Origin of the sequence: Pseudoalteromonas sp. SG43-8 (genome assembly GCF_014164245.1) — a bacterium.
Taxonomy (GTDB): Bacteria; Pseudomonadota; Gammaproteobacteria; order Enterobacterales; family Alteromonadaceae; genus Pseudoalteromonas; species Pseudoalteromonas distincta.
The window spans coordinates 123,089-142,403 of record NZ_JACJEX010000005.1 but is presented as its reverse complement, the minus strand read 5'-3'; the positions used below and the strand labels follow the sequence as shown (position 1 = coordinate 142,403).

Genomic DNA, 19,315 nt, shown 5'->3' with positions numbered 1-19,315 from the left:
AATCTCAATTAATTTATGAGCTTACATTGTAGTATAAAATATATATTACATTGAGTTAATTACACTTAATACTTAACTGCAAAGAATTGTATAAAAGGCTCAAATGAGCCTTTTATACAATTTCAAGGTAATCTCAAAGAGACATTAAAATAATGGCGACTAAATAAGCACTACTTAATTGCTTTTTTTACTTCTCGCCAATCTATTATTTTAAAGTTTTGAGGCTGCTGTGGCATACGGTTATAACCATCTTGTACAACTAAAATACCTTCAGGATAACCCGGAAGAGACTTAGATGTTACTGTTAACCCGTCGGTTTCTGATGAGCCATCAATACCATTAACCAAATCACTTATTAAACTAAACTTACCTGCAAACTCTAAGCTAGGTGTTTTTATGCCCGCAGTACCATTCTTTATTTTATACAGTACGTAGCTGTTATCACCTTGGCTGGAAACAACTAAATAACGTGTTTTGTCGCTGTGGTAAATTTCCATACCTTCAACATCATCAACAAGTTGCTCATTTATACCTTGTAGCATAACCGGTGTACTTCCTGCCGTTGGCTCTGCACCTATAAACCAAATACCGGCATCTTCTTCGCCTACAAATAATTGTCCTAGTTCATCATCTGCACTACAGCCTTCTGGTTGGCTTGGTAGGTTAAACTCGCGAACAAGTTTGCCTGTTATTTTTTCGTTATTCTCACTGATTTTATATTGCTGATATAGCCCCGATTTATCATTTACAAATACATAGTTCCCCGTATTTGACGAGTACATACATAAGCCATAAATTTCATCAAGATTGGTAGGAATATCAGCAATGTACTTTACATTATTATTAGCTTGTACTGTAAATACACTAATACCGTTAAGCGTTCGGTTACTAGCAGTTATTAATGTATTGGTACTGTTTTTAATGGTGCTATTTTGTCGCAGGTCTACGTTATTTAAACGACCAACTTCAAGTGACTGTTCAAGCTTGCCATTTAGGCTGTATACCATTAGTCCACGGCGTTTATCGGTGCCTAAAATTAAGCTGTTTGCTGCATCTTTAGGGTTAACCCAAATTGCCGGATCGTCTGCTGCATCACCAAATGCTTGAACGGGGGCCGTTTGTGCACTTGCCTTTATTTGAGTGATTGATTGAGTGTTGATTTTTAATGGTTTTTTGATAGGTGTTACAGGTAATGTACTTTTAATATAAGCGCCTGTTTCGTCGTTATACAGCACTGCCGTTGCCGCGTTGTTACTTGTGTAATTTACCGCTACCGATTCCAAGCTCAAGTCACCATTTAACATCCAGTTATTAAGCATTTTACTAATTGGATCATAAGCATACACAGTATTGTTTTTGGTACTAGTAAACCAGATAATACCATCTTGCGAAGCTGAAATAGCTCCTAGTCCACTGTCTAACTTTCCAAAGGGGGCGACTAAAGCAATCGGTTTTTTATCTGCTTGCGATTCCGCGTTCGCGTTTATTGCCCAAATGCCTACTTCGCTTTCACTTACATATAAGGTATTTGTTGTTGTACTTACAGCACAACCCGACGCCTCACTAACACCAGAAAATTCACGTACATTTACGTTAACCGCTTTATTATTCGCTGTATCAAAAATAATAGTTTCGGTAATTAGCCCGCGTACATCAGGTACAAATGCCGATATTGATTCACTCGCTTTATTAGCAAATAAACACACCGTATCGGGTTGTGCTTGTGGTGGGTTAATGCGGGTTAGTTCAATTGTATTCCAGCCACTTTGAGTGTGCTCAAGCTTAAATATAACAACGCTATCTTGATTGTTATCAATAGTTGCAACCAAAAATGAGTGTGCTGTTAGCTTAGTGACAGCAAGCGCTTCAAAGTTACCTTTTTTTATAATGCGGCTTTGTTGCGTTTCACTTTCAACTAACACTAAGCCTTTGCTTTCACTTGCTAGCAACCAATTGTTATTATTTAACCATGCCGCTTGTGAGCCTTGCATGTTATCTGTTGGACCAAATTTAGTACTATTAATGACTACTTTATCAGGTGTGTTTTTTACTGCCGTATTTGTAGCCACGTTACTATTGCTACACGCACTTAATGTGCTAAGCACTAAGCTACTTACAATTAAGCTAAGAGATGTTTTTAATTTAAAGTTCATGTTGTAACCTTTTATTGGTCAAAGCGCTTTTGAGTGCTGTAACGCACTTCGCCTTTATAGTTAATAGCCGTTGCTTTTAGTGCTTCATTGTTAATCGAAAAGCTCAAAAATCCTGGAGTAGCTTCTGCAAAACGCGTAAATTCACGTTGTTTTACGTAACGCGCTTCGCTACCACCACCAGATACAAAGTGGTCGAGTTTACTGCCATCTATTTGGTTATGTTGCAGGTCATGTTCGTGTCCTGCTATGTATGCTTGCACACCATTTTGCTCAAATATGGGCTCGAGTAAATTACGTAAACCTTCAGTAAGTCCATAACGTTTTCCACTGCTATAAAGTGGGTGATGACCAACCACTATTTTCCATCGAGCTTGGCTATTTGAGAGTTGGCTATTTAACCATGTTAATTGCGCTTGGCTGTTTTGCCCTTGAGTTGCTTTGTATTTTTCGCGTGTATTGTATTCAGGGTTTAAAGTATTAGTGTCTAAAAACACCATTAATATCTGCTCGCCACCTTTTAAAGTAAAGGTTTTGCTGTAATAGCGTGCAGGTAAATTCCAGCGCTGACTTTTTTTACTGTAATCAAGTTGTGCTTGCGCATTACCTAAATAATCATGATTACCCAGTACTACATACCAAGGCTCGAATGTATGTGGACCATGGTAAATATCTTCATAGGCACTTTGCCAAAGCGGGTCATTAACACTTGCCACGCCATTGGGATAAAAGTTATCGCCAGTTGAAATAGTAAAATCACCATCCGTCTGAAACATCGCTATTTCTAACTGGTGTGCTACGTCTTTTTGATAAAAGTGCCCGTTATGACCCCAATCACCAATAACCGTAAAATTTAAGCTCTTAGGCAGCACCGTCAAGTTGGCAATTTTTTGTTGCTCGTATAATGTGTCGGTGTACGTTACGTTTGCCAATACGCTTTGTATACTGCATAGACCAACTGTTATTAGCAGTAATGTTTTTTTTATCATTATAGTTCTCTCATGTTTGGCAGCGCTAAATAAAGTGATTAGCACTACCTCATAAACTTATTTAAAACGCGTAACGCAGCATAAGTTGATAAACCGGTCCCGCTTCTTCAGATTCAATTTCGTACTCATCAAAGCTTCTACTAAACTGATCTTCAACGGTATCAAATTTATTAAAGGTTTCGTCTTTACTTGCATCAAGTAGGTTTGAACCCACCAAGCGTAGCGTTACATCTTCCCAACGTTTTTCTAAAAACACTTCAAAGTCGGCACTGTAAGATGTAGTTATTTCTTCACCTACAATACGTCCATAGGCATCACCTTGCTTACGGTAAGTTACGCCAAATGCAGCTTTGAGTTCGGGTAGGTCTTGAATAAACCCAACGTTATAAACGTAGTCTGATTGGTCGTTAAATTTGCGAGTTCCAAAAAAGTCAGTTACTTCACTATCAAGCCATGAGTAGTTTAAAAATACACCCGTATTAGGCATGCTAAATGCGCCAAGTGGAGTAGATAAATCAAGCTCAACTCCTTTAACATTACCATCGCCGGTGTTGCGTGGTTGCAGTACAAATGTACCTTCGCCCTCAGAGCCTTCTTGTCCTGTATTTGCTATTTCTATTAGGTCATTTACTTTGCGATAAAATAAATTAATACCTACAACGCCACTTTTTCCTAAGCGATACTCGTAGCCTAAGTCCATACCCCAAGCTGATTCTGGTTTTAATTCAGGGTTCCCTAGTTGGTCGTTATCGCCAAGCTCTTTTTCGATAAGTGCCGGCGTTAAAAAATCAAACTCAGGGCGGCGTAAACTACGCGCAATCGATGCACTTATACGCCCATTTTCGCTAACGTTATAACGAAAGTGTGCCGAGGGGAGGATAAAGTCGTAACTATTATTTTCGCTCACGCCAATTGTTTTATCATTAATTTTAGAATCGGTAGACTCCCAGCGAACGCCCAGCTCCCAAGCAAATAAATCATCTTTGTGCTTAACAAGGGCAAATAAGTCAAAGCGATCTTCTTCTAAAGTATTTACACCACCAGTAACCGCTTCGTACTCGCTATTAAATGTAGCAAGCGTTAAAGGTGTTGCTGCGTATTGCTCCCAACTGGTAAGTGCAAGTTCTAATTCGTTTTGCGATTCTAAAATTTCACTGTCGCGTTTTTTATTTTGTAAAAATGCACCAAACTGAATTTCTTTGCTGTCACCCCAAGGTTGGCTGTGTTGCCACTGTAGAGTCCATTCTTTATCATCTATTTCACTTTTAGTTTGCTCTTCTTCAAATACCATCGGCAGCTCTGAGGTATCTAATTCGACTTCTTCCTCATAAACAGACTCTTCAAACCGAGCAAAGCCAAATTTAAACTTACTTGTGCCACTTAGTAGTGGAAATTCATAAGCGGTATTGATGTTGTAATTAGTTTGGTCAATATATTTAACATTCGCATTATCTGTTTCTAAGTTACCGCCATTTACAATATCGTTATTGGTTGCAGTTGGGTCGTTGTATTCAAATGAACGTTCATCCTCAGTACGCTCTGTATCAACCCACATAGCGCTAATATTAAACTGACTATCGTCGTTAAAAACAATTTCGTAGCTGGAGTTAAGTGACGTGTCGTCGCCATCGCGAGTGTCAGATTGGTCTTCGCGGTTATCAAATTCTTCTGTTTGAAAGTTTATATTGTTTTCAGGGCTATCGCCGTAGCGCAAACTATTTTTTTGTTTTGGGTTATATCTGCCTTGTAAATTTGCACCAAGTAATAAGCGCCCACCAGCCAATTCAGTACCGTACACTGCAGCTAAGCTTTCTTTAAATTCACCATCGTCATAAAGCAAGCCACCAGCACGCAAGTAACCGCCATCTAAACTGTAACCATCGCGCAATACAATATTTAATGTGCCCGCAATAGCATCGGCTGAGCGGTTAGCACTTGAAGAGCGAATTATTTCAACGCGTTCAATTAACTCAGCCGGAATTCGGTCAACAAAAAATGAACGATCGGCACCAGCGCCTGGTACTTCTTCACCGTTTATAAGCACCTTTGTATAAGCAGGGCTTAACCCCCGCATACGTGCACCATCCGATTCAAGCACATCCGATAAAAATGTAACACTGGGTACTCGTTTTAATGCATCGCCTGCGGTCAATGGTTCAAAACGTTGAAAGTACTCTTGTGAATACTCCAAGGTTGGTGCGAGTTCGTCTGAGCGGTTTCTGTAGCCAATTTCACCGTATACAACAATTTTGTCAGAAACTTCGATATCTTTTTTTGTGGTTTCTTTTGCATCATCTTCTGCATAAGCCGTCAAATTACATAAGGCTAATGCGGCTACCAGTGCTTTTATTTTAAAGTCTTTCATTGTATTTGCTCTTGGTTATTGCTGGGTTGCTTCTTGGTATGGCGAGCAAGCTAAAGATATTTGATTACGTAAATGTGACAGGGTTTAGGTTTAATACATGTATTTAGAGGTATTTGAGCAATATGTAGAACGTATTGAGCTTTTATCACTCCTTGAAAAGTCAGGTGTTATGTACCGTGCAGGGCTATTTTAAAAGTAGGTATCATCTCGTTGTCATATAGCTGAGCTAATATGACCCTGCTAACAAAAACTTGTATGAACTAACTTTAAAACTCATTTATAAACGAGATACCGCACATGCGATTTAACCCCTTTATCAGCCACCGATTATTAATAAACGCTATTATTGCGATGTTTTTTAGCGCTGTGTTTTTAAGTAGTTATTTAGGTGTATTAAAAACTTACGCCAGTATTCAGTGGCTCGATATTATGGGGGAGGGCGGTATTGTATTAATGACTCTTGTATGGATTACCGCGTTATTAATTTCAAGACCACCGAGTAAAGTAACCACTTACTTAGTAATAGGTGTTGGGTTATTTATGTTCTCGGCAACCCTAGATTTACTTGATGAATGGCTAATGCATCCCGCCCATCAATGGCTCAGTTGGATTGAATCTCTGCCAGCACCTTTAGGCATGTTGTTAACTAGTGTGGGTTTGTATTATTGGCATCAAGAGCAGTACGTATTAAATCGTCAGCTACGCCGCCGTGAAGCGCATTTACGTGAGTACGATAAGGTGTGTCCAATAACGGGCCTTTATAAAGCGCAGTACCTAGATTCTGCAATTAAAGAGCAACTTACGAGCAAACAACCACTCTGGCTTGGCGCGATTGATATTCGTGATTTTTCGCATTTTAATAGTGAGTTTGGCTTTAGTGAGGGCGACCGGTTACTGCGTGAAATTAGCGAGCTATTGTTAATGAATTGCCGACTAAGTGATGTAGTGTGCCGCTACGCAGGAGATTGCTTTATGGTATTGATGCCAGCCACCACAGAGCAGCAAGCTAAAGAGTTGATGGCACAAATTAAAGGAGCTCTAAAGCATTGTGCATTTAAAGTTGAAGCATCTAAAAAAGCAAAGTTTCAATATGTCACTACCTCCTTAATACAAGGTAATAAGCATAGCAGTACAGGTAAACTAACAAGCCAACTGCATAGTCAATTACAACAAAAAAAGCATCAACTAAAAGTAGCGCACCGTGCACATGTTTGTTAGCCAAGACGACAAATATTTAAGCGCTCAAGGGCTTATTACGTCAGCTGTAGAGCTTGCTCAAAGCCGAAACATAAATTTACATAAGCTGCTACGCGGTACCGGTATTTTTGAACAAGACTTACTTAATTTTCAGCATACATTTAGTATGTCTCAGCAGGTGCGTTTATTAGCTCAATTTAAGTTGTTGATGAAAAGTACTGACAGTGGTTTTTTACTCGGTAGCCAACTTATTAACGACACGCGAGCCGAAGCTCAGGCATTAATATATAGCGATAATTTAGCTCAAGTATTAAAGCAATTATCACTTTTAAGAATGCAATTAGCGCCTTTGCTGTTTAGCCAAACGTATATTAAAAACGATAATGTTTATATTTATATTCAGCCAGCACATGGGTTTGATGAAAGCCTTTACCACTATGTGCTAGAGATATACAGCACTGCATTTTATAGTTTACTTAAACGAGTGAGCGAAAGTTACCCGCATTGTCAGTTCGACTTTGCTTTTAAACGCCCTCGGCATATTCAAGAGTACGAACAAAATTTAGGGCTAAAGGTAAGTTTTGATAAGCCATGTACTCGCTGGGTATTAAATAAAACCATGTTAAGGGCTAAAAACCCGCACGCGAGTCAATTACGATTTATGCAAGCGCAGTCGCAGCTACATAATAAAAGCGTAGTTAGCATGACTTTTATTGAAGCCGTCTGCAGATACTTATACTCTCACCCAAATGCTAATTTAGAGTGTACCGCAAAGCACTTTGCTATGAGCTCAGCTACATTTAAGCGCAGACTCAAACTCAATGGGGTACGCTTTTCAGCGTTAATAGATGAGCAAAATAAGCACAAAGCTATTTACCTACTTACTCTGTGCGCTAAACATAACGAACAAGTCGCTGAACATTTAGCTTTTTACGATATACCTAACTTTCGGCGCGCCTTTAAACGCTGGACGGGCTTAACACCTAATCAGTTAAAAGCGCAATAAGTTACTCAGTTGCCATGTCGATGGAGTGCAACAATGTTCGTGCCTTTAAATGTAGGTTTGGATCTTCTGGATTTGACGTATTAGTCAGCCAAATTACATTGCCTTCTTTATTTACAAACAATGTAGTAGGTGTGCCTCGTATACCTAATTGCTGTGCTATTGCATCGGCTTTTACAGCTGTTTTAAAAGTATAGCCTCTTTCGCTAAGTGCTTTAGCGGGAATGGCATCGTCATCTTCTTTAAAGCTCACGGCAATAACTTTTAAGCCCATATCATCAATTTTTTGAAGTGCTGGCTGCAGCTTTTTACAATACGGACACCACGTTGCCCAAAAGTGTAAAACGTAAGGCTGACCTAATAAATCTTGAGTGTTGAGAGCAGAACCATCAGCCATTTGTAAATTTAATGTAGGTAGCTTAGGGTATGTTGCTTCTGAGCTTGTATCTTGTGCGTAAGCTGTAAAGCTTAATAAAATTAGCGTGATGGTAATAAATAACTGTTTCATAATATGCTCGTTTTTATTTTACATATTAAATAAGAACGATAATTTAACATTTTTCTTTCAAACTAAAAGCCAGCCGCTTGTTCAACAACAATAGCATGGCGCTTTGCTAGGCGAAGGTGATCTCTATCGTAACCTCCACCTATCACAGTAGCTACAGGTGTATTATGTTCAAGGCAGCGTTTTAGCACTAAATGGTCACGCTTAACTATGCCATCCCAGCTGATATCTAATTTACCCAAGCCATCGCCTTGCCAAATATCAACGCCAGCATCGTAAAGTACCAAGCTTGGGTTTAGCTCTTTAAGTAAATAACTCAAGGTGTCGTCAACTACGGCAAGGTATTCGTCGTCCTTCATATTATTTGCCAGGCCAATGTCTAAATCGCTAGCGGACTTTCTAAAGGGGAAGTTTTTTTCACAATGGATAGAGCAAGTATACGCATAGGGTTGATGCTGTAACATTGCGGCTGTGCCATCACCTTGGTGCACGTCTAAATCAAAAATAAGTACGTTAGTTACCTCACCCGATTCAATTAAAGTTTGCGTGGTGAAGGCCAAATCGTTAACCATACAAAAACCTGAACCAAAGTCATTATGTGCGTGATGTGTACCACCAGCAAGATGACACGCTATACCATGTTTAAGTGCTAAACGAGCTGTTTGTAAAGTACCTTGAGGAGCTGTAAAGGTACGTGCCATAAGCTCTTTTGACCAAGGTAGACCAATGCGACGCATTGCTTTTTCATCTAAGCGGTTGAGCCATAAATCTTGGATATAATTATCGCAATGCACAAGCTCAAGGGGCTCTGGCGTGCCTAATATTGGCTCAACTAGGTTACTGCCGATTAAACCAAGCTCTGCAACATGTTGATATAAATGTGCAAATTTACTCATTACAAAGCGATGCTTGGGATCAAAGCTAAACGAGTAGTTAGGATGGTATACCAAAGGCAAATGAGGATTTAAGCGCATATTTACAAGCTTTATAAAGTTTGCGCTATGGTAATCAACTTAAGAGAATGAGTCTATTGTGAGTCATTAATAAGTGACGCTAATTCGCGATGCAGTAGCTCATCATCGGCTAAGTTTAGCTCTATTAATCGCTTTAAATAAGTAATACTGTCTATATCAATATGATGGCATTTTAAACCAATATGATCGGCTTCAATATGGCAAATTACTACTTCCATTTTTATTTCTATATCGCTTTGAGGCAATGTAAAACGCAGTATTGCTTGCGTATTGTGGCTGCCAATAAATGCATCACAATTAGTGACCAACGCGCCATGTAGCGATAGATCGAGTAATTTACACGGATACTGTTGGCTATCAAAACATAACAGAGCGTTAGTTGAAAATAGCACACGAGAAAACTGTCGACGATTTTGCATAACCTAATTTAGCCTTACTGTTTTTATAATAAATTAAGCATAGCGGGTAATTCTCTACATGCTAGCAAGATGTGCTCCTGTAATGCTGGTGGCATAAAAAAGCCCTGCAAAGTGCAAGGCTTAAGTTATACAAACATAAAATTAACCAATATTTTTAGCCAATTTTTTTGTATTTAATACGTTTAGGTTGAGTTGCCTCAGCGCCTAGGGTCTTTTTAAGCCACTCTTCATATTCAGTGTAGTTACCATCAAAGAAGTTAATTTGACCTTCATCACGGTAATCTAAAATATGTGTAGCAATACGGTCAAGGAACCAACGGTCATGCGAGATACACATTACACAACCTGGGAACTCTAAAATAGCGTTCTCCAGTGCACGTAGTGTTTCAACGTCCAAGTCGTTGGTTGGCTCATCGAGTAGTAACACATTGCCGCCAGCTTTTAATAACTTAGCAAGGTGTAAACGGTTACGCTCACCACCTGATAGGTCTTTAACAAACTTTTGCTGATCGTTACCTTTAAAGTTAAAGCGACTTACATATGCTCGGCTTGGGAACTCAAAGTTACCAATTTTCAGTACGTCTTGTCCGTCTGATATTTCTTGGAAAACAGTTTTGCTTTCGTCCATACCGTCGCGGAACTGATCAACAGTAGCTAGGTGTACTGTTTCGCCAACGCTGATGCTACCGCTGTCTTGCGTTTGCTCACCGCTTATCATTTTAAACAGTGTTGATTTACCCGCGCCATTCGCACCAATAATGCCCACAATGGCACCTTTTGGCATGCTAAAGCTTAAGTCATCAATTAAAACACGATCGCCAAAACTCTTACGAAGATTAGTTACTTCAAGTACTTGGTCACCTAAACGCGGACCAGGTGGGATAAACATCTCGTTAGTTTCGTTACGTTTTTGGTAATCAGACTGCTGCATTTCAGTAAACTGAGCCATACGTGCTTTTGACTTAGCTTGACGACCTTTAGGGTTTGAACGAACCCATTCAAGTTCTTGCGCAATTGATTTTTGACGAGCTTTTTCAGATTTTTGTTCTTGTTGTAAGCGCGCATCTTTTTGTTCAAGCCAAGAAGAGTAGTTACCTTCCCATGGAATACCTTCACCACGGTCAAGCTCCAATATCCAACCAGCTACATTATCAAGGAAGTAACGGTCATGCGTTACTGCCACAACAGTGCCTTCGTAATCGTGTAAGAAGCGCTCTAACCATGCAACCGACTCAGCATCTAAGTGGTTAGTAGGCTCATCAAGAATAAGCATGTCTGGTTTTTCAAGTAATAATCGACATATAGCAACACGGCGACGCTCACCACCTGAAAGGTGCTCAATTTTAGCATCCCACTCTGGCAGGCGAAGTGCATCAGCTGCGCGTTCTAAAACGTTGTCGATGTTATGACCATCGTGCGCTTGAATAACAGCTTCGAGCTCGCCTTGCTCTTTTGCAAGTGCGTCAAAGTCAGCGTCTTCCATGGCGTATTCGTTATACACTTCGTCAAGACGTTTAAGTGCATGCTTAACTTCGCCAACAGCTTCTTCAACAGTTTCACGTACTGTTTTACTTTCGTCTAAAATAGGTTCTTGCGGTAAATAACCAATTTTAGTACCAGGCTGAGGATGTGCATCACCTTCAAAATCTTGGTCAACACCGGCCATAATACGCAGTAACGTAGATTTACCAGAACCGTTTAAACCAAGCACACCAATTTTAGCGCCAGGAAAAAAGTGCAACGAAATATCTTTTAAGATAGTGCGCTTAGGTGGCACAACCTTAGATACTCGACTCATCGAGAATATAAATTTATCAGGTAAAACCATGGAGGAAAGCCTTCAAATAATAATAAAAATTTCAATGTTGTATTGTAGTGGCTGACGGGTGAAACAGTCAACGAATGCTGTATAGAACAATACACTTACCTAAGCGGTACTTTGTTTTGATTGCTCGTTAAAAACACTACTATTACAGGATTTCTATTGTGTAAAATTCTGTAATCTATTGTTTTATATTGTTCAAATACATTCCATTTTTAACAAAAGTGGTACAGTATATTTACAAACTGTAAAGTATAAGCAAGTTATATAGGCAGGCCACACTTAGTTTGTTGTTCAACATCACATTATTAAATATTACAAAGGTTTAAAGGAATGAACATGAATATAGTTACAAAGTTAGGGGCATTACTTTTAGGTTTATACTCATTTTCGAGCCAAGCAGACATACTCCATGTAAATGGTTATTACCAAGGAATAGGGATAGGGTCTACGCAAATTGATGTATACGAGAGTGATAGCATACAGTTTACAACGCTTTACGGCCGGTTTGGATATCAGTTTTCGCGTTACTTTGCATTAGAAGGGCGTATAGGGTTTGGGTTAAATGATGAGTCAACGCCTCTACACGGAATTGTTTACACTCAGAACCCACAGGACGGCTCGCTTAGTTCAGAATTCATTAAGAGCGAAATCGATTCGAGCCTTGATTTGCAAACAAGTATATTTGTAAAAGCTAATTATCCAATTTCATCTCGAGCTGATGTGTTTTTATTTGGTGGCTATGGTAGAAATAAATTAAGTTACAATGAAGGCGACTTAAAAAACCTTGCAGAATCAATAACTGGTACAGATACAAATTCTACGCTAATAACTGAGCAAAACTACGATGAAGGCGGCGTAACGTACGGAACCGGCATTGACTTTAGGCTAACTCAACGCTGGCAAGTAAGTGCTGAATACCAATATTTTGATACAAATGAAGGCGATATTTACGCTCTTAATTTATCTGTAAATTATCGTTTTTAATTATAATAGCGCTACTGATTTTAGTAGCGCTGTTTCAATTCACTAAAACAAAGTACTTCAATATAAATGCACTGCCCCTCATCTATAGCTTTTAGTAAGTCTTAAAAAAACCATGAATAAATTTCATTTGGACATCTATACATCTAGAGGTTGATATTTTTTACTTTCAGTTCATAATTAAGCCTCGGTTTTTATGAGCAGGAGTAAAGTATGCCAATTACAGTAAAAGACGAGTTGCCGGCAATTGCACGTTTACGTCAAGAAAACGTATTTGTAATGCCAAAAAGTCGTGCAAAAACGCAAGAAATACGCCCAATGCGTTTGGCTATTTTAAACTTGATGCCTAATAAAGTAGAAACCGAAGTTCAGTTTATTCGCTTACTTGCCAATTCGCCTTTGCAAGTAAACGTAGAACTACTGCGCCTCGACACTCACCGCAGTAGCAGCAATTCAGAAGAGCACCTTGATACCTTTTACCGTTATTTTTCTGAGGTTAAAGACAACAATTACGATGCATTAATAGTAACCGGTGCGCCACTTGCGCATTTAGAATACGACGATGTAGCGTATTGGGATGAGCTAAAAGTCATTATTGATTGGGCTGAGCAACACGTTACCTCTACGTTGTTTTCGTGTTGGGCAGCGCATGCAGCGTTATATCACCGTTACAATTTAAAACGCGATTTAAAAGACGATAAACTGTGTGGCGTATTTACTCACCAGTGTTATTTTGATCACGGTGCACTGACTCGCGGATTCGACGATACCTTTTTAGTACCGCACTCACGCTACGGCCATATTGATATAAATAAAATAAACGCCTGTGAAGAACTCGTTGTACTGGCAGGTTCTGAGCGAGTAGGGGCTTACTTACTTAAAAACAAATCGGGTAGCCAAGTGTTTATAACCGGCCACCCAGAGTACGACGCCGACTCGCTAAAAGCAGAATACGAGCGCGATTGTAAAAAAAGCCCTAATGCACCAAAGCCCGAAAATTACTTTCCGGATGACGATGCAACCAAACAACCTTCAAAAACGTGGCAAAGCCATGCTTTTTTACTTTTTTCGAACTGGTTAAATTACTACGTGTACCAAACCACACCGTATGATATTAATTTAGTTAGCCAAGACGTGAGGACTAACAACTATGCCGAATAACGCGCCTACAAATAATAAGCAAGCCGAAATAAGCGCCGCATTAAAAGAACGCATTTTAATTTTAGATGGCGCTATGGGCACCATGATCCAAGATCATAAGCTAGAAGAAGAAGACTATCGCGGAGAGCGTTTTAAAGACTGGCATGTATTAATTAAAGGCAATAACGATTTATTAAGCCTAACTAAGCCCGACTTAATCACTGATATTCATCGTGGTTTTTTATCGGCGGGCGCCGATATTATCGAAACCAACACGTTTAACTCGACCACTATTTCGATGGAAGATTACGACATGGCAAACCTAAGCCGTGAAATAAACGTAGAGTCGGCTAAATTAGCACGCGCAATTTGCGATGAATTTACGGCTAAAACGCCAGAAAAGCCGCGCTATGTAGCCGGTGTTTTAGGGCCGACATCTAAAACGTGTTCAATTTCGCCAGACGTAAACGATCCGGGTTACCGAAACGTCACCTTTGATAAGCTGGTTACTGCGTATGTAGAGTCTACCCTTGCATTAATGGAAGGCGGCGCCGACTTAATACTAATTGAAACTATATTCGACACGCTTAATGCAAAAGCCGCCTCGTTTGGTGTAGAAGAAGCCTTTGAGCAAGCAGGGCGCACATTACCAGTTATGATCTCGGGCACTATTACCGACGCTTCAGGGCGTACGCTTTCTGGGCAAACAACCGAAGCATTTTATAACTCTATTCGCCATATTAAGCCTATTTCGATTGGTTTAAACTGCGCGCTTGGCCCTGATTTACTGCGCCAATATGTAGAAGAGCTTTCGCGCGTGTGCGAAACCTTTACATCGGTACACCCTAATGCGGGCTTGCCTAATGAGTTTGGTGAATACGACTTAGAAGCGCCTGAAATGGCAGCCGAAATTATCGATTGGGGTAAATCGGGCTTTATTAATATAGTAGGTGGATGTTGTGGCACCACGCCTGCGCATATTCGTGCTTTTGCAAAAGGTTTAGCAGGCGTTAAACCACGCCAACTGCCAGAGCTTGAAGTACGCATGCGTTTATCAGGTCTTGAAGCCTGTAACTTAAACTAGGAGCCAACATGACCCAACAAATAGCAGTATTTACTAATGTCGGCGAACGTACCAATGTAACCGGTTCTGCCATGTTTAAACGTTTAATCATGGAAGAAGACTTTGAAGCTGCGCTAACAGTGGCTCGCGAGCAAGTAGAAAATGGCGCACAGGTTATTGATATAAACATGGACGAAGCCATGTTGGACTCAAAAGCCGCGGTGGTTAAGTTTTTAAACTTAATAGCCTCAGAGCCTGATATTTCACGCGTACCCATTATGGTCGACTCCTCTAAATGGGAAGTAATAGAAGCAGGCCTAAAGTGTATTCAAGGTAAGGCCATTGTTAATTCTATATCGCTAAAAGAGGGCGAAGAGCCGTTTATTCGCCAAGCTAAAATAATAAAACGTTTTGGTGCAGCTGCCGTTGTAATGGCGTTTGATACTGACGGGCAAGCTGATACAGCAGACCGAAAATATGAAATATGTGCCCGCAGCTACAAAATATTAGTAGAAGACATTGGTTTTCCACCAGAGGATATTATATTCGATCCTAATATATTTGCCGTAGCCACCGGTATAGAAGAGCACGATAACTACGCAGTAGAATTTATTGAAGGCACACGCCGTATTAAGCAAAACTTACCGCACTGTAAAGTGTCGGGCGGGGTGTCTAATGTATCGTTTTCATTTAGAGGTAATAACCCAGTACGTGAAGCTATTCACTCGGTATTTTTATACCACGCCATAAAAGCGGGTATGGATATGGGGATTGTAAATGCAGGGCAACTCGCCGTTTACGACGACATACCAGAAGAGCTTCGTAAAGCCGTTGAAGACGTAATACTTAACACAGACCCAGGTGCAGGCGAGCGTTTAGTAGAGCTTGCACCAAAATACTCTGGTATGGCACAAGCCGAGCGAGTCGAAGATTTAGAATGGCGTACATGGCCTGTAGAAAAACGCCTTGAGCACGCGCTTGTAAAAGGCATTACTACCTTTATAGATGAAGATACCGAAGAGTGCCGCGCTGCTGCCGATAAACCTATTCACGTAATTGAAGGGCCGTTAATGGATGGCATGAACGTGGTAGGTGATTTATTTGGCGCAGGTAAAATGTTTTTACCACAAGTGGTTAAATCGGCGCGCGTAATGAAACGAGCCGTAGCTTACCTAGACCCATTCATTGAAGCCGAAAAAGAAGAAGGTTCAACCAATGGTAAAATAGTGATGGCGACCGTAAAAGGCGACGTACACGACATAGGTAAAAATATTGTAGGCGTGGTACTACAATGTAATAACTACGAAGTTATTGATTTAGGCGTAATGGTACCTGCCGATAAAATACTGCAAACCGCCATCGACGAAAAAGCCGATATTATTGGTTTATCGGGCTTAATTACCCCATCGCTTGACGAAATGGTGCACGTAGCAAAAGAAATGAAACGCCGTGGTTTTGAACTGCCGCTACTTATTGGTGGTGCAACTACCTCTAAAGCGCACACCGCAGTAAAAATTGAGCCGCAATATGACAAAGGCGTTGTGTATGTAAATAACGCAAGCCGTGCAGTTGGTGTAGTTTCAAACTTATTATCAAAAGACATTAAACCTGACTTTTTAGCTAAAACTAAAGCTGAATATGTAAAAGTACGCGAGCAACAAGCGCGTAAAAAACCACGCTCTAAGCCTGTTACAATCCAGCGCGCACGCGATAACGCAGCAAAGCTTGATTGGGATAACTACACACCACCTGTGCCTAAAAATCTGGGCGTGACTGAATTTAAAAACGTATCAATTGCTACTTTGCGTAAATACATAGATTGGACGCCATACTTTATGACGTGGTCAATTGCCGGTAAATACCCGCGCATAATGGACGATGAAGTAGTAGGCGAGCAAGCGCAAAGCTTATTTAAAGACGCTAACGATATGTTAGACGACCTTGAAAAAGCAGGCAGTTTGCAACCACTTGGTGTAATTGGTTTATTCCCGGCTAACCGCGTTGGGGACGACATAGAAATATACACCGACGAAACACGCAAAGAAGTATTAACTACTTCGTGCCATTTACGCCAGCAAACCGAAAAAACCGACTTTGCTAATTATTGCCTAGCCGACTACATAGCACCCAAAGGCACGCCTGATTACTTTGGCGCGTTTGCAGTAACGGGCGGCCTAGAAGAAGACGACTTAGCAAATGCGTTTGACGCACAGCAAGACGACTACAACAAAATAATGGTTAAAGCCGTTGCCGATAGGCTCGCCGAAGCGTTTGCAGAATACCTACACGAAAAAGTACGTAAAGAGTATTGGGGTTTTGCACCAGACGAAAACCTAGCAAACGATGAGCTAATACGCGAAAACTACCAAGGTATTCGCCCAGCGCCAGGTTACCCAGCGTGCCCTGAGCACACTGAGAAAAAGAAAATTTGGCAGTTGCTCGATACCGAAAAACGCATTGGTATGCAGCTAACTAGCTCGTACGCCATGTGGCCAGGTGCTGCTGTTTCGGGTTGGTACTTTTCACACCCTGAGGCTAAATACTACGCCGTGGCCGCTGTGCAAAAGGATCAGGTAGAAGATTACGCCAAGCGAACCAATATGACGCTCGAAGAGGCAGAACGTTGGCTATCGCCTAACTTGGGGTATGATCCGGAGTAGAGCGAAACGGTTAGTTTCTAGCTATTAGTTAAAACAAAAAACGAGTCCAATGTGGCTCGTTTTTTTATTAACTTGCATAAGGGCGACCGATTGAATTCATATAATATGGCTATTCAAGTGTGATTAGTTTTTTTCTTGAACTGGATTAATATTAGGTAAACGGTTAGGAGTTCCTATAAAGTAATGGTCTAGTTGTAGTAATTGGAAACTACTATGTTTAGGAGCTAAATATAATTTTTTAGTTACCTAATTTTCGAGTGAATTTGTAAGTTTTTTAAAAATAAGGATTAGCTGTTTTGAGGGGTAAAATTAAGGATTTTTGGAATAGGAAAAAATTTATATTAATCACATTTTCTGCTCTTGCTATTACTTTTATTGGTGTTTATGAAATACTCTATCACTCTAATCGACATTATGATGTTTGGTCTGATTTAGGTAGTTGGGTTGGGGGTGTCGGTACTATTTATGCTGTATTTATCGCAATTATTGAGTACAGGAATCGTAAAAGGGTTGATGGGGCATATGAGAGATTTGAAATACTGAGTTGTGTAAAAGGAGAGTATTTTCACAGTTGGATGTATTGTACTTTGTATCAACTAGAAACCAAAAGCTGCTTGGAATCATTAAGAAGTTCTTCAAGAGACAAGCAAGATATTGCAATGGAGAAATGGAGCAGTTCTTTGAAGTCGACATTAGAGTTCCATCAAAAATTTACAATTTCTCATAATAAATTATCTAACTTAGTTACACGTTTAAGATTTTTGTCTCCGGATAAACATAAAATATTAAAAGGAGATTTTGAAAATTTGTATAAATTAGCAAATGATGTTGAAAAGCTTATGGATACTATTGATCAAAAGCGATTTGATAAAATTGATCCTAACTGGTCTTCAGAGTTAAATGATTTATCAGATAAAATAAGCAAAAAAAATAATTATGATCTCATTTTTAATATTCAATATGATGAAGAATGGTCTGAATACTTAGAAGGTATTCGAGAAAATGTATTTAACTCTTTATTAAAAAAGCTAGAAAACCCTGAGTTGTAATTTAAAAATATATAGTTTTCTGGAACTTTGTAAAAATTTTTTATGAACTTTCTTCTAATTATATATCCTCACTTAGTATTTTATATCACCAGCCCCACGCAATCCATTTATGATAGTTTTAAATAAAGGACTATAAATGAAATATCTAAGCCACATTCTACTGTGCCTATCACTACTTTTCACATCGAACACATTTGCGCTTGAGCAAAAGTATCACGAGTTCGTTTTACCTGTTATTGCTGCTTTTAAAGCGCATGATAAAACTGCGATTGCAGCACTTATTCGCTACCCGCTAAAACGACGATATCCCATACCTGACATTAAAAATGAAGCCGAGTTTATTAACCGCTTTGATGAAGTGTTTAATGATGAGCTAGCGGCAGTTATTGCCAGTTCAAACATTAAAACTGATTGGGAGAAAGTAGGTTGGCGCGGCATTATGCTAAATAACGGCGTTATGTGGGTAGATACCGATGGTAAAATTATTGCTGTAAATACACAAAATACTAAAGAGCAGACACTTGCTAAAAGCTTAATCGAAGACGATAAGCAATCCTTGCACGCAAGTATTAATACTTTTGAAAAACCAGTACTCGATTGGAAAACGGCTAACTACCATATTCGTGTTGATGATTTAGGCGATCATAATTATCGATATGCAGTGTGGAATATTGATAAAAGAGCAAAGGATAAGCCTGATATGGTTTTATTTAACGGCGATGTAACGGTTAGTGGCACTGGCGGTAATCACCATTATACGTTTAAAAATGGGCGTTATAGTTACATACTACATGTAACCATTATTGGCTGTGATACATCACCACCAGGTTGGCTTGAAGTCTATAAAGACGATGAGCGATTACTATTTGAAGATGTTATAAGCACTCATTAATGTATGTTTTAGTATGCTTGATAATGTAGATCTGTTTTTAACAGTAAAACGTTCTAATAATTAGTGTTTTTATAAAACAGATCTAAGTGGTAGGCTAAAAGTA

At 39.7% G+C, this 19,315-nt stretch carries 15 protein-coding genes; 8 read left to right on the top strand and 7 right to left on the bottom strand.

What is annotated here, in order from left to right:
- Window positions 1–170: 170 nt before the first annotated feature.
- The 3 genes from H5122_RS11665 to H5122_RS11655 form a co-directional block, all read right to left on the bottom strand.
- Window positions 171–2,153, bottom strand: a complete 1,983-nt coding sequence (locus tag H5122_RS11665) for a phytase (protein ID WP_182682198.1) — start codon at window positions 2,151–2,153, stop codon at window positions 171–173.
- A gap of 11 nt (window positions 2,154–2,164) precedes the next feature.
- Complete coding sequence (locus H5122_RS11660; RefSeq protein ID WP_182682199.1) at window positions 2,165–3,139, bottom strand: metallophosphoesterase; 975 nt, start codon at window positions 3,137–3,139, stop codon at window positions 2,165–2,167.
- Window positions 3,140–3,200: 61 nt separating this feature from the next.
- Entirely contained in the window at window positions 3,201–5,504 is a 2,304-nt protein-coding gene (locus H5122_RS11655) for a TonB-dependent siderophore receptor (RefSeq protein ID WP_182682200.1), read from the bottom strand.
- 297 nt (window positions 5,505–5,801) lie between these two features.
- Between H5122_RS11655 and H5122_RS11650 the strand changes: the two genes are divergently transcribed.
- Together H5122_RS11650 and H5122_RS11645 are read left to right on the top strand one after the other, a co-directional pair.
- On the top strand, window positions 5,802–6,722 hold the full coding sequence (locus H5122_RS11650) for a GGDEF domain-containing protein (protein ID WP_182682201.1): 921 nt from the start codon (window positions 5,802–5,804) through the stop codon (window positions 6,720–6,722).
- Entirely contained in the window at window positions 6,706–7,707 is a 1,002-nt protein-coding gene (locus H5122_RS11645; protein WP_182682202.1) for an AraC family transcriptional regulator, read from the top strand. Before H5122_RS11650 ends, H5122_RS11645 begins: the two co-directional genes overlap by 17 nt.
- A 1-nt stretch (window position 7,708) precedes the next feature.
- On the opposite strand, the gene H5122_RS11640 is transcribed toward H5122_RS11645, so the two are convergent.
- From H5122_RS11640 to ettA, 4 genes are all read right to left on the bottom strand, one after another.
- Window positions 7,709–8,212: a TlpA disulfide reductase family protein gene (locus tag H5122_RS11640; RefSeq protein WP_182682203.1), complete on the bottom strand. Its 504-nt coding sequence runs from the start codon at window positions 8,210–8,212 to the stop codon at window positions 7,709–7,711.
- Between the two features lie 62 nt (window positions 8,213–8,274).
- The gene (locus H5122_RS11635) at window positions 8,275–9,183 is read right to left on the bottom strand and encodes a histone deacetylase (protein WP_182682204.1); all 909 of its coding nucleotides are present in this window, start codon (window positions 9,181–9,183) and stop codon (window positions 8,275–8,277) included.
- A 53-nt stretch (window positions 9,184–9,236) separates the two neighbouring features.
- On the bottom strand, window positions 9,237–9,602 hold the full coding sequence (locus tag H5122_RS11630) for a PilZ domain-containing protein (protein ID WP_002958114.1): 366 nt from the start codon (window positions 9,600–9,602) through the stop codon (window positions 9,237–9,239).
- 154 nt (window positions 9,603–9,756) lie between these two features.
- Window positions 9,757–11,430, bottom strand: a complete 1,674-nt coding sequence (ettA, locus tag H5122_RS11625) for an energy-dependent translational throttle protein EttA (RefSeq protein WP_039486820.1) — start codon at window positions 11,428–11,430, stop codon at window positions 9,757–9,759.
- Window positions 11,431–11,763: 333 nt separating this feature from the next.
- Between ettA and H5122_RS11620 the strand changes: the two genes are divergently transcribed.
- The 6 genes from H5122_RS11620 (at window position 11,764) to H5122_RS11595 (ending at window position 19,212) form a co-directional block, all read left to right on the top strand.
- Window positions 11,764–12,411, top strand: coding sequence for a porin family protein (locus tag H5122_RS11620; protein WP_182682205.1), 648 nt, complete (start codon window positions 11,764–11,766; stop codon window positions 12,409–12,411).
- Between the two features lie 210 nt (window positions 12,412–12,621).
- Window positions 12,622–13,569, top strand: coding sequence for a homoserine O-succinyltransferase (metA, locus tag H5122_RS11615; RefSeq protein WP_002958117.1), 948 nt, complete (start codon window positions 12,622–12,624; stop codon window positions 13,567–13,569).
- Window positions 13,559–14,632 (top strand): homocysteine S-methyltransferase family protein, encoded by a 1,074-nt coding sequence (locus tag H5122_RS11610; protein ID WP_007376157.1) that lies wholly within the window; start codon window positions 13,559–13,561, stop codon window positions 14,630–14,632. Before metA ends, H5122_RS11610 begins: the two co-directional genes overlap by 11 nt.
- An 8-nt stretch (window positions 14,633–14,640) precedes the next feature.
- Window positions 14,641–17,271 carry a methionine synthase gene (metH, locus tag H5122_RS11605; protein ID WP_182682206.1) on the top strand — a complete coding sequence of 877 codons (2,631 nt, stop codon included), beginning with the start codon at window positions 14,641–14,643 and terminating at the stop codon, window positions 17,269–17,271.
- A gap of 296 nt (window positions 17,272–17,567) precedes the next feature.
- Entirely contained in the window at window positions 17,568–18,320 is a 753-nt protein-coding gene (locus H5122_RS11600; protein ID WP_182682207.1) for a hypothetical protein, read from the top strand.
- Between the two features lie 136 nt (window positions 18,321–18,456).
- A complete protein-coding gene (locus H5122_RS11595; RefSeq protein WP_182682208.1) occupies window positions 18,457–19,212 on the top strand; it encodes a hypothetical protein in 756 nt (251 codons plus the stop codon).
- Window positions 19,213–19,315: the final 103 nt, after the last annotated feature.